Origin of the sequence: Kitasatospora sp. NPDC059577 (genome assembly GCF_042735475.1) — a bacterium.
GTDB lineage: Bacteria > Actinomycetota > Actinomycetes > Streptomycetales > Streptomycetaceae > Kitasatospora.
Map to the genome: position 1 here is coordinate 142,845 of NZ_JBHWBZ010000012.1, position 11,898 is coordinate 154,742.

Below are 11,898 nucleotides of genomic sequence, written 5' to 3' on the forward strand. Positions count from 1 at the left end.
CGGGGCCCGGTTATTTTGTCTATATGCCCGTGCCGGGGCCGGGCCGGCTCCGGGGGAGGGCCGCCCCCCCCCGCGGGGGGCCCCCCACCCCCGGGGGGGCCCGGTGCTCCGGGCCCCCTCGGGCGTTCTGCGAGCCGTCAGCCGTCAGCCGCCGAGCCGGTCCACCGCGGTCACCCGCAGCACCGCCCGGCCCTCCTCGTCCGAGCCGAACAGGTCGACCTCGGCGCTGATGCCCCAGTCGTGGTCGCCCTCCGGGTCGTCGAAGATCTGCCGGACCCGCCAGGCGGAGTCCTCCTCCTCGATGATCAGCATCTTCGGGCCGCGCGCGTTCGGGCCGGTGCCGAGGTCGTCGTACTCCTCCCAGTACCCGTCCATGGCGTCCGCCCAGCGGTCCGCGTCCCAGCCGTACTCGCCGTCCAGGTCGGCCAGTTCCTCGTAGTGCTCCAGCGCGCACAGCTCGACCCGGCGGAACATCTCGTTGCGGACCAGCACCCGGAAGGCGCGCGCGTTCGCCGTGACCGGCGCCGGCTTGTCGTCCAGCCGCACCTCGGCGGCCTGCGGCTCGGTCGGGTTGGCCAGCTGCTCCCACTCGTCCAGCAGGCTGGAGTCGACCTGGCGGACCAGCTCGCCCAGCCATGCGATGACGTCCTTCAGGTCGTCGGTCTTCACGTCCTCGGGGACGGTCTGCTCCAGCGCCTTGAACGCGCCCGCCAGGTAGCGCAGCACGATGCCCTCGGTGCGCGCCAGCTCGTAGAAGCCGACGTAGTCCGAGAAGGTCATCGCCCGCTCGTACAGGTCGCGGACCACCGACTTCGGCTGCAGCTGGTGGTCGCCGATCCACGGGTGCGCCCGGCGGTACACCTCGTAGGCGTGGGTGAGCAGCTCCTCCAGCGGCTTCGGGTACGTGATGTCCTGGAGCCGCTCCATCCGCTCCTCGTACTCGATGCCGTCCCGCTTCATCTCGCCGACGGCCTCGCCGCGCGCCTTGTTCTGCTGCGCGGCGAGGATCTGGCGCGGGTCGTCGAGCGTCGCCTCGACGACGGAGATCACGTCCATCGCGTACGAGGGCGAGGTCGGGTCGAGGAGTTCGAAGGCGGCCAGCGCGAAGGTCGACAGCGGCTGGTTGAGCGCGAAGTTCTCCTGGAGGTCCAGGGTGAGCCGCACGATCCGGCCCTCGGCGTCCGGCTCCGGCAGCCGCTCCACCACGCCGCCCTCCAGCAGCGAACGGTAGATGGCGATCGTGGTGCGGATGTGCCGGCGCTGCGCGGCCCGGTCCTCGTGGTTGTCGGTGAGCAGCTTGCGCATCGCCTCGAACGCGTTGCCCGGGCGGCCGATCACCGACAGCAGCATCGCGTGGCTCACCTTGAACCGGGACACCAGCGGCTCCGGATCGGCGCCGATCAGCTTGTCGAAGGTCTCCTCGGTCCAGCCGACGAAGCCCTCCGGGGCCTTCTTGCGCACCACCTTGCGCTTCTTCTTCGGATCGTCCCCGGCCTTGGCGATCGCCTTGTCGTTCTCGATCACGTGCTCCGGCGCCTGCGCCACCACCTGGCCGACGGTGTCGAAGCCGGCCCGCCCGGCCCGCCCGGCGATCTGGTGGAACTCGCGGGCCCGCAGGATGCGTACGCGCTGTCCGTCGTACTTGGACAGGGCGGTGAACAGCACCGTGCGGATCGGCACGTTGACGCCGACGCCGAGCGTGTCCGTCCCGCAGATCACCTTCAACAGGCCCGCCTGGGCGAGGCGTTCGACCAGCCGGCGGTACTTCGGCAGCATGCCCGCGTGGTGCACGCCGATGCCGTGGCGCACGTAACGCGACAGGTTGCGGCCGAACTTGGTGGTGAAACGGAAGCCGCCGATCAGGTCGGCGATGGCCTCCTTCTCCGCCTTCGAGCACATGTTGATGCTCATCAGCGACTGCGCCCGCTCCACCGCCTCCTTCTGGGTGAAGTGCACGACGTAGACCGGCGCCTGGCCGGTCTGCAGCAGCTCCTCCAGGGTGTCGTGCATCGTGGTGCGGCGGTACTCGTAGAACAGCGGCACCGGGCGGGTCGCGTTGCGGACCACCGTGGTCGGACGGCCCGTCCGGCGGGTCAGGTCCTCCTCGAAGCGGCGGACGTCGCCCAGCGTCGCCGACATCAGCAGGAACTGCGCCTGCGGCAGCTCCAGCAGCGGGATCTGCCAGGCCCAGCCGCGGTCCGGCTCGGCGTAGAAGTGGAACTCGTCCATGACGACCTGGCCGATGTCCGCCCGGGTGCCGTCGCGCAGCGCGATCTGGGCGAGCACCTCGGCCGTGCAGCAGATGATCGGCGCGGTCGGGTTCACGCTCGCGTCGCCGGTCATCATGCCGACCTGCTCGGTGCCGAACATCTTCACCAGGTCGAAGAACTTCTCCGACACCAGCGCCTTGATCGGCGCCGTGTAGAACGTCCGCTTCCCCTCCGCCAGGGCCGCGAAGTGCGCGCCCGCCGCCACCAGGCTCTTGCCCGAGCCGGTCGGCGTCGCCAGGATCACGTTGTTCCCCGAGACCAGCTCGATCAGCGCCTCCTCCTGCGCCGGGTACAGCGTGATCCCCCGCTCCTCCGCCCAGGCTGCGAACGTCTCATACAGCGCGTCGGGAGTGGCGGGCTTCGGCATCAGATCAAGGAGGGTCACCCGGCTATCTTGCCTGTTCGCCGCCACCCCCGGCAAAGCCCGGGGCCGGTGGGACACGGCGACTCCGTTGTGGTGACCGGCCAGGGGCCCGCGCCGATCATGTGCTGAGTGGCACATTGATCCCACTTCCGACGACGTGCCACAGTGCGGGACATGAGCCAGCCCCTCGCGTCCGACCCGCATTCCACCGTCCTCGCCCCCGAGACCGTCTTCGACTGGCTCGACGAGGCCGCCGCGCTGCGCGCCGACGCCGGACTGACCCGGACCCTGCGCAGCCGGCCGGCCGAGGACCCGGTGCTCGACCTCGCCGGGAACGACTACCTGGGGCTCACCAGGCACCCGGTGGTGACCCGGGCCGCGGCCGACGCGGCACTGCGGTGGGGCGGCGGCTCCACCGGCTCACGGCTGGTCACCGGCACGACCGCGCTGCACACCGAACTCGAACAGGAACTCGCCGAGTTCTGCGGAGCCGAGGCGGCACTGGTGTTCTCCTCCGGGTACACCGCCAACCTCGCCGCGCTCACCGCGCTCACCGACCCGGACACCCTCATCGTGTCCGACGCCTACAACCACGCCTCGCTGATCGACGGCTGTCGGCTCTCCCGCGCCGACGTCCACCGCGCCCCGCACAGCGACCCGGCGTCCGTGGCCGAGGTCCTCGCCGCGCGGGCACAACGGCGGGCACTGGTCGTCACCGACTCGGTCTTCTCGGTGGACGGCGACGCCGCCCCGCTGCCCGCCCTGTCCGAAGCCGTCCGCGCGAACGGCGCCGCCCTGCTCGTCGACGACGCCCACGGCCTGGGCGTCCTCGGCCCCGGCGGCACCGGCGCCCTCGCGGCCGCCGGCCTCGCCGGGCGGCCCGACACCGTCGCCACCGTGACCCTCTCCAAGTCCCTCGGCTCCCAGGGCGGCGCCGTCCTCGGCCCCGCCCGGGTGATCCGCCACCTCACCGAGACCGCCCGCACCTTCATCTTCGACACCGGCCTCGCCCCGGCCGCCGCCGGCGCCGCCCTCGCCGCCCTGCGCCTGCTGCGCGCCGAACCCGCCCGTGCCGAACGCGCCCGCGAGGTCGCCCGCACCCTCGCCCGGCAGCTCACCGCCGCCGGACTGCACGCCTGCGAACCGGACGCCGCCGTGGTCTCCGTCCGCGCCCCCGGCCCCGAGGCCGCCGTCGCCTGGGCCGCCGACTGCCGCCGAGCCGGCCTCGCCGTCGGCTGCTTCCGCCCCCCGTCCGTCCCGGACGGCATCTCCCGGCTGCGCCTGACCGCCCGGGGCGACCTGACCGACGGGCAGATCGCCGACGCGGTCCGGATCATCGCCGAACTGGCCCCCGCGGGCGCCCGGCGCGGATAACCGTTCGGCGGGGCGCGCGTCGGCGGGCAGGATGGCGGCATGCCGGATCTGCTGTGGGAGGACGTCGCGTGGCTGCTCGACCCTTCGGACGGGGGAACGCTCCCGGACGTCTACGTCCCCGACACCACGGCGGCGGACTGGCAGGCCGTGCTCGACCTCGTCGTGGAGCACGGCTGGTCGTACGAGTACGCCGAGGGGAGCACCGTCCTGCCGCTGCCGTCGGCCGGGACGGTGCTGGCGCGCCCGGCCGACGCGGAGTGCCCGAGCCTGCGCGTGTGGCCGGTCGCCGACGTGTGCGCGATCTTCCGATTCCTCGCGGACGAGCAGATCGACTTCGACGTCTCGCTGTGGGAGCTGCAGGGCCAGGAACGGATCGACGTGCTGTGGGGGTTCCTGGCCGCGATCGGGTGACGACTGGGCAAGTCGGTGCCGATGTACTTCGAGGGCGACACCCGGACGCCGTTCCTCGGGTACGACGTCGAGGCCGACCGGGTCCGGGTGCTGTGGACCGGGCGGGACGGCTGAGCGCCGCCCCGGCGGGCCCTACGGTCGGCCCGTGACCAGCAGGGCCTCCGCGCCGACCGGGCGGTAGCCCGCGGCCTGGAAGGCGCGGACGCTGGGGGCGTTGCCGGGGGCCTGCTGGGCCCAGACGGTGCCGCCCTCCGGGAGCAGGTGGCGGGCGGCGGTGGCGAGGGCGCGGCCGAGGCCGCGGCCCTGGGCGTGCGGGTCGACCTCGACGGCGCACTCCCAGCGGCCGGCCACGCCATGGCCGAGGACCAGGACGCCGCCGTCGGCCGTGAACACCCGGACGTCATCGCGGTAGCGCAGGGCGCGGACCACCCGGGGGTGCTCGCGGTCGTGTTCCTCGGCGAGCGGCAGCGGCGGTTCTCCCGGCAGGGCGTCGGCGGCCGACAGCAGGTCGATGTTGTTGACCACCCGGCCGGTACGCGCCGCGAGGGCGGTCAGGAAGGGCGGGCAGAGCGGCGCGGAGAGCGGGTCGCCCGGGTCGGCGGCGAGTGTGTCGTGCACCCACGCCGGGTCCTGGTCGGTGAAGACGACCGCGTGGGCGGCGAAGGAGATCACCCCGGCCTCGCGCGGGGACGGCTGCGGGAGTACCGTCACCGATCCGTCCGGCGGCGGGAACACCCCGCCCGCCGCGTCCGCCAGGATCTCGGCCAGTCCCCGCCCGTCCAGTCCCTTCCCGTCCAGTCCCCGCACGTCCATCCGGTCCCCCCGTTCGTCGAGAGCGCCAGCCTATGCCGCGGCTACTTCCTGCGGGCGCGGCTCGGCTGGACCCGGGTGGGTTCGCCCGCGGCCTTGGGGTGGTCGGGCGGGTAGGGGAGTTCGCCGAGGCCCTCGTCGTGGAGCTGCTTGTCGTAGAGCTCCAGCAGGGCCTCCAGACGGAAGGCCTGGCCGTCCATCTCCGCGTTGAGGTCGCCGAGTTCGGCGAACCGGGCGGGGACGGTGCGCAGGTCGAAGTCCTCGGGGGAGGCGTCGTCGAGCTCGTCCCAGCGCAGCGGGGCGGAGGCGGTGGCGCGGGGGCGGGCGCGCAGGGAGTAGGCGGAGGCGATGGTGCGGTCGCGGGCCATCTGGTTGTAGTCGACGAAGATCCGTTCGCCGCGCTCCTCCTTCCACCAGGCGGTGGTGACCTTGCCGGGCATCCGCTGCTCCAGCACCCGGCCGAGGGCGATCACCGCGTGCCGGCCGTCGGTGAAGGTCCACTCGGGCACCAGCGGCACGTACACGTGCAGGCCGCGCCCGCCGGAGGACTTGGGCCACCCGCGCAGCCCGTGCTCCTCCAGCAGGGCGCGCAGTTCGTGGGCGGCGCGGACGGCGTCGTGGAAGTCGGTGCCGGGCTGCGGGTCGAGGTCGATGCGCAGCTCGTCCACGTGGTCGGTGTCGGCGCGCCGCACCGGCCAGGGGTGGAAGGTGAGGCAGCCGAGGTTGGCGGCCCAGAGCACGGCGGCGGGCTCGGTGGGGCAGATCTCGTCGGCGGAGCGGCCGCTGGGGAACTCGATCCGGGCGGTGGGCAGCCAGTCCGGCAGGCCCTTGGGCGCGCGCTTCTGGTAGAAGAACTCGCCGTCGACGCCGTCCGGGAAGCGCTGCAGCGTGGTGGGGCGGTCGCGCAGGCCGCGCAGGACGCCGTCGGCGACGGCCAGGTAGTACTGCGCGACGTCCAGCTTGGTGAAGCCGCGCTCCGGGTAGTACACCTTGTCAGGGTTCGACAGCCGGACGGTGCGCCCGGCGACTTCCAGTTCCACGGCTGAGCCCATGCCCCTCACGCTAAGCGCGCGGGGCTCCGCGCGCCCCCGGAGTCCGGCGCGCGCCCGGGGGAGAACCGGGCGAGGATCGGACGCATGGACCTGCCCGTGATGCCGCCGGTGGCCCCGATGCTCGCGAAATCGGTGGCCGACATCCCGCCCGGGATGCAGTACGAGGCCAAGTGGGACGGCTTCCGCGCCATCGTGTTCCGCGACGGCGCCGAGGTGGAGCTCGGCAGCCGCACCGGCAAGCCACTGACCAGGTACTTCCCCGAACTGGTGGAGGCCTTCAAGCGTGAGTTGCCGCCGCGCTGCGTGCTGGACGGCGAGGTGGTGATCGCCCGGGACGGGCGGCTGCGCTTCGAGGAGCTGCTGGAGCGCATCCACCCCGCCGCGAGCCGGGTGAAGCTGCTCGCCGAGCAGACCCCGGCCTCCTTCGTCGCCTTCGACCTGCTCGCCCTCGGCACCGACTCCCTACTGGACGAGCCGCTGTCGGCGCGCCGCCCGGCGCTGGAGGCGGCGCTCGCCGACGCCGCCGACCCGGTGTTCACCGCCCCCGCCGCCACCGACCGCGACCTCGCGCGGACCTGGTTCGCCGAGTACGAGGGCGCCGGGCTGGACGGGGTGGTCGCCAAGCCGCTGGACCAGCCGTACCGGCCGGGGGAGCGGACCATGTTCAAGATCAAGCACGGGCGCACCGCCGACTGCGTGGTGGCCGGCTACCGCGAGCACAAGAGCGGCCCGGTGGTCGGCTCCCTCCTGCTCGGCATCAACGACGCGGACGGGAGGCTGCAGCACGTCGGCGTCTGCGCCGCCTTCTCGATGGCCCGCCGCCGCGAACTCGCCGAGGAACTGGCCCCGTTGCGGATGGACGACCTCTCCCGGCACCCCTGGGGCGACTGGGCGGACGAGGCCGCGCACGCGGAGGGCCGACTGCCCGGCGCGGTCAGCCGCTGGACCGGCGGCAAGGACCTGTCGTGGATCGCGCTGCGCCCCGAGCGGGTGGTCGAGGTCGCGTACGACCACATGGAGGGCACCCGGTTCCGGCACACCGCGCAGTTCCGCCGCTGGCGGCCGGACCGCACCCCGGAGAGCTGCACCTACGCGCAGTTGGAGGAGCCGGTGTCGTACGACCTGTCCCGGGTGCTGGGGATCTGAGGAGCCGGGGAGCCGGGGAGCCGGGGAACCGGGCTCAGGGGGGCGGGGGATCCGCAGGGTCCGGCCGAACGCCGGGCCCGGACCGGCTGATCGGTCCGGGCCCCGGCGTCGACGGGGTGCGGGGGTCAAACCCGCACGGTGGAGCTGGAGTTGCCTGCGGGGAGGGAGGGGGCGCCCGACCCGGAAGCCGGGCCCGACGTCGAGCGCGAGGGCGAACCCGACCCCGAGGACGAACCCGAGCCGGGTGCCGACGGCGCGGCCGTCGCCGGCGGGAGCGAGTAGACGTTCCGCGGCGAGATGATCCTGGTGATCTCGTTCGCGAACACCGAGGACGGCTCCGAACCCTGGTACAGCACATCGGTGTTGAGCAGCATCACCAGCGTGCTCCGGGCCTGCGGCAGGTACACCGCCACGCTCTCGTAGCCCGGCATCGAGCCGTTGTGGCCGATCCACCCGTTGTTGTCGAACAGCCCGAAGCCGTAGCCCACGCCGGGGTCGCCGGTCGGCAGCGTCTTCAGGCGTTCGGCCTGGGTGGCGGGCGTGACCAGTGCGCCGGTGGCCATGGTCCTGGCCCAGCTCTCCAGGTCGGCGAGGGTGGTGATGACGGCGCCGGCGGTCCAGGCCCAGGACGGGTTCCAGTTGGTGGCGTCCTCGATCGCGCCGGTGGGCGTCTGGTCGGTGTAGCCGTGGGCGTGCGGGTCGGGCATGGTCCCGTCGACGGGGAAGCTGGTCCGGCTGAGGGCGGCCGGGGTGAACACCTGGTCCTGGAGGAAGGCGCCGGCCGTCTGCCCGCCGACCCGTTCGATCAGCTTGCCCAGGATGATGTAGTTGCTGTTGTTGTACTGGAACTGGGTGCCGGGCGGGAAGACCGCGGGGTGCTTGTAGCCGTAGGCGAGCAGCTGGTCCGGGGTGAACACCCGGTTCGGGTCGCTGATCAGCGCGTTCACGAAGTCCGGGTCGGAGCTGTACGGGAACAGGCCGCTGCGCATCTCGCCGAGCTGGCGGACGGTGATCGCGTCGCCGCCGGGGACGCCGTCGACGTACGCGGAGATCGGGGCGTCCAGGTTGACCTTGCCCTGGTCCACCAGCCGCAGCACCGCGGTCGCGGTGAAGGTCTTGGTCTCGCTGCCGATCCGGGAGAACAGCCCCGGGTCCATCGCCGCCCCGGTGGTCTTGTCGGCGATGCCGAAGGACTTCTGGTACGTCCCGCCGGGCGTGAGAATCCCGACCGAGATGCCGGGGACGGCGGTGCGGGCCAGCACCTGCTGGATCGTGGAGTCCAACTGCGCGGTGACGGCCGGGGTGAGCGGCACCACCGCGCCCGGGGACACGGTCGCCGAGGTGGTGGGGGAGGGGCTGAGCGCGGCGGGCTCGGCGGCGACCGCCGGGTCGCCGGCCGGCCGGGCGGGCTTCGCGGCACCGGAGCAGGCCGCGGTGGCGAGCAGGCCGGTCAGGGCCAGGGCGGCGGCGGTCGTGCGGGCGGCGGCCGGTCGGGGCCGGCGGGTCTCGGTCATGGTGTGGACAGCGCCTCTCTGGGGCGGACGGCCCCGTGGCGGAGGCCCCGGAGCCGTCGCTCCGCGGGGCCGGGGCGCCGCTCCACGGGGCCGAGGGGGAGCGCCGTCACCGTAAGCACCGCCGCCTCCGGGCCGCGCGCGGGTCGGCTCGCGGCTGATCCGAACGGGCCCGCGGCTGATCCGAACGGGCCCACCGCCGGCCGGGTGCCGCTGCCCGGCCCGCGGGGCGCTGTCAAGTACCCCGGTGTGCCGCTCGGTTGGTGTCGTGACCGCCGCCCCGCGCTCGGCCGAACGAGTGAGCACCGGCACGCCGCACCCGCCGCCGGCCGCCGCTCGGGCACGATCGTTCAGCCCAGCTGTGGCCGCCCTTAAGAATTCCTCGATGGACCGCACCCCCTCCCACCAGGCAGATTGCTGCCTGTCCGGAGTGCGCCCGTCAGGAGCGGCCACCGGGCCACCCCGGCCTGCCCGACCCTCGAAGGCCGTCCCCCCGCACGTCAGGAGCCGCCGCCCGTGAAGGCACTCGTCAAGCAGAAGGCCGAGCCCGGCCTCTGGATGATCGACGTCCCGAAGCCCGAGATCGGCCCCGGCGAGGTGCTGATCAAGGTGCTCCGGACCGGCATCTGCGGCACCGACCTGCACATCCGCAAGTGGGACGGCTGGGCCCAGCAGACCATCAGGACCCCGCTGGTGCTCGGCCACGAGTTCGTCGGCGAGGTCGCCGAGCTCGGCGCCGGCGTCGCGGACATCGAGATCGGCGACCTGGTCAGCGGCGAGGGCCACCTGGTCTGCGGCAAGTGCCGCAACTGCCTGGCCGGCCGCCGCCACCTGTGCCGCAACACCGTCGGGCTGGGCGTCAACCGCGACGGCGCCTTCGCCGAGTACGTGGCGCTGCCCGCCTCCAACGTCTGGGTGCACCGGGTGCCGGTCGACCTGGACGTGGCCGCGATCTTCGACCCCTTCGGCAACGCCGTGCACACCGCGCTGTCCTTCCCGCTCGTCGGCGAGGACGTGCTCGTCACCGGCGCCGGTCCGATCGGCATCATGGCCGCCGCCGTCGCCAAGCACGCCGGTGCCCGCAACGTGATGATCACCGACGTCTCCCCGTACCGCCTCGACCTGGCCCGCGAGGTCGGCGTGACGCTGGCGCTCAACGTCGCCGAGCACACCATCGAGGAGGGCCAGCAGAAGCTCGGCCTGCGGGAGGGCTTCGACGTCGGCCTGGAGATGTCCGGCCGCCCCGAGGCGATGCAGTCGATGATCGCCAACATGACGCACGGCGGGAAGATCGCCATGCTCGGCCTGCCGGCCGACGACTTCGCCGTCGACTGGGCGCGGATCGTCACCTCGATGATCACCATCAAGGGCATCTACGGCCGAGAGATGTTCGAGACCTGGTACGCGATGTCCGTGCTGCTGGAGGGCGGCCTGGACCTCAGCCCGGTGATCACCGGCCGCTACCCCGCCACCGACTTCGAGGCCGCCTTCGACGACGCCGCTAGCGGCAACTGCGGCAAGATCATCCTCGACTGGACCGCCTGAGCCACCCCGCCGACGCAAAAGGAGCCTGTTGTGTTCGACAACGTGCGCGCCGACATCGCCACCACCCTCGACGAGATCCGCGAGGCCGGCCTGTTCAAGCCCGAGCGGGTGATCGGGAGCCCGCAGAGCGCCGCGGTCACCGTCACCGGCGGCGGCAAGCCGGGCGAGGTGCTGAACTTCTGCGCCAACAACTACCTCGGCCTGGCCGACCACCCCGAGGTGCTGGCCGCCGCCAAGGACGCCCTGGACCGCTGGGGCTACGGCATGGCCTCGGTCCGCTTCATCTGCGGCACCCAGGACGTCCACAAGGAGCTGGAGGACCGCCTCTCGACGTTCCTCGGCCAGGAGGACACGATCCTCTACTCCTCCTGCTTCGACGCCAACGGCGGCGTCTTCGAGACCCTGCTCGACGCCAACGACGCCGTCATCTCCGACGCGCTCAACCACGCCAGCATCATCGACGGCATCCGGCTCAGCAAGGCCCGCCGCCACCGCTACGCCAACCGCGACATGGCCGACCTGGAGAAGCAGCTCCAGGACACCCAGGACGCCCGCCGCCGCCTGATCGTCACCGACGGCGTCTTCTCCATGGACGGCTACGTCGCCCCTCTGCAGGAGATCTGCGACCTGGCCGACCGCTACGACGCCATGGTCATGGTCGACGACTCGCACGCCGTCGGCTTCGTCGGCGCGGGCGGCCGCGGCACCCCCGAGCTGCACGGCGTGATGGACCGCGTGGACATCATCACCGGCACCCTCGGCAAGGCCCTCGGCGGCGCCTCCGGCGGCTACGTCGCCGCCCGCCGGGAGATCGTCGCCCTGCTGCGCCAGCGCTCCCGCCCGTACCTCTTCTCCAACTCGCTGGCCCCGGTGATCGCGGCCGCCTCGCTGAAGGTGCTCGACCTGGTCGAGCAGTCCAACGAGCTGCGCGAGCGGCTGGCGGCCAACACCGCGCTGTTCCGCACGAAGATGACCGAGGCCGGGTTCGAGATCCTGCCCGGCGACCACCCCATCGCCCCGGTGATGATCGGCGACGCCGCGAAGGCCGGCAAGCTCGCCGAACTGCTGCTGGAGCGCGGCGTGTACGTGATCGGGTTCTCCTACCCGGTGGTCCCGCACGGCCAGGCCCGGATCCGGGTGCAGCTGTCCGCGGCGCACTCCACCGAGGACGTCGAGCGCGCCGTCGCGGCCTTCGTGGACGCGCGCACCGCGCTGGGCGAGTAGCACCCCGGGGCTGAGGCCCCGAGTAGCACCCCGGGGCTGAGGCCCCACACCGGACGGGCTCGGCAGTGCCCCGTCCGGACGGGCCCGGCAGGGGCCCGCACAGACTGCTCGCGGGGCGCGCCGCGCGCGACCGGGCCCCCGCGCGGGGCCCGCTACCCCCGGCGGGCGCGGGGCGGCGCGGGCGCCCCCCG

8 protein-coding genes and 1 pseudogene are annotated in these 11,898 nt (G+C 73.2%); 5 read left to right on the top strand and 4 right to left on the bottom strand.

Features of this window, described 5'->3' with window-relative positions; genetic code table 11:
* Positions 1 to 144 precede the first annotated feature (144 nt).
* The gene (locus ACFV0O_RS13475) at positions 145 to 2,637 is read right to left on the bottom strand and encodes a DEAD/DEAH box helicase (protein WP_380340607.1); all 2,493 of its coding nucleotides are present in this window, start codon (positions 2,635 to 2,637) and stop codon (positions 145 to 147) included.
* Positions 2,638 to 2,808: 171 nt separating this feature from the next.
* Here ACFV0O_RS13475 and ACFV0O_RS13480 point away from each other — a divergent pair, with 171 nt between their 5' ends.
* Both ACFV0O_RS13480 and ACFV0O_RS13485 read left to right on the top strand, forming a co-directional pair.
* The gene (locus ACFV0O_RS13480) at positions 2,809 to 4,008 is read left to right on the top strand and encodes an 8-amino-7-oxononanoate synthase (protein ID WP_380340578.1); all 1,200 of its coding nucleotides are present in this window, start codon (positions 2,809 to 2,811) and stop codon (positions 4,006 to 4,008) included.
* A gap of 39 nt (positions 4,009 to 4,047) precedes the next feature.
* A pseudogene (locus ACFV0O_RS13485) lies at positions 4,048 to 4,533 on the top strand (hypothetical protein).
* An 18-nt stretch (positions 4,534 to 4,551) separates the two neighbouring features.
* On the opposite strand, the gene ACFV0O_RS13490 reads toward ACFV0O_RS13485, so the two are convergent.
* Positions 4,552 to 5,232, bottom strand: a complete 681-nt coding sequence (locus ACFV0O_RS13490) for a GNAT family N-acetyltransferase (protein WP_380340581.1) — start codon at positions 5,230 to 5,232, stop codon at positions 4,552 to 4,554.
* Positions 5,233 to 5,273: 41 nt separating this feature from the next.
* Positions 5,274 to 6,281 (bottom strand): non-homologous end-joining DNA ligase, encoded by a 1,008-nt coding sequence (gene ligD, locus ACFV0O_RS13495; RefSeq protein ID WP_380340584.1) that lies wholly within the window; start codon positions 6,279 to 6,281, stop codon positions 5,274 to 5,276.
* Positions 6,282 to 6,365: 84 nt separating this feature from the next.
* Here ligD and ACFV0O_RS13500 point away from each other — a divergent pair, with 84 nt between their 5' ends.
* On the top strand, positions 6,366 to 7,427 hold the full coding sequence (locus ACFV0O_RS13500) for an ATP-dependent DNA ligase (protein ID WP_380340587.1): 1,062 nt from the start codon (positions 6,366 to 6,368) through the stop codon (positions 7,425 to 7,427).
* 125 nt (positions 7,428 to 7,552) lie between these two features.
* Here ACFV0O_RS13500 and ACFV0O_RS13505 read toward each other — a convergent pair whose 3' ends face one another.
* Positions 7,553 to 8,941, bottom strand: a complete 1,389-nt coding sequence (locus ACFV0O_RS13505; protein WP_380340590.1) for a serine hydrolase domain-containing protein — start codon at positions 8,939 to 8,941, stop codon at positions 7,553 to 7,555.
* 513 nt (positions 8,942 to 9,454) lie between these two features.
* Here ACFV0O_RS13505 and tdh point away from each other — a divergent pair.
* Positions 9,455 to 10,483 (top strand): L-threonine 3-dehydrogenase, encoded by a 1,029-nt coding sequence (gene tdh, locus ACFV0O_RS13510; protein ID WP_360262917.1) that lies wholly within the window; start codon positions 9,455 to 9,457, stop codon positions 10,481 to 10,483.
* A gap of 30 nt (positions 10,484 to 10,513) precedes the next feature.
* Positions 10,514 to 11,707 carry a glycine C-acetyltransferase gene (locus ACFV0O_RS13515; RefSeq protein WP_380340593.1) on the top strand — a complete coding sequence of 398 codons (1,194 nt, stop codon included), beginning with the start codon at positions 10,514 to 10,516 and terminating at the stop codon, positions 11,705 to 11,707.
* Positions 11,708 to 11,898 lie beyond the last annotated feature (191 nt).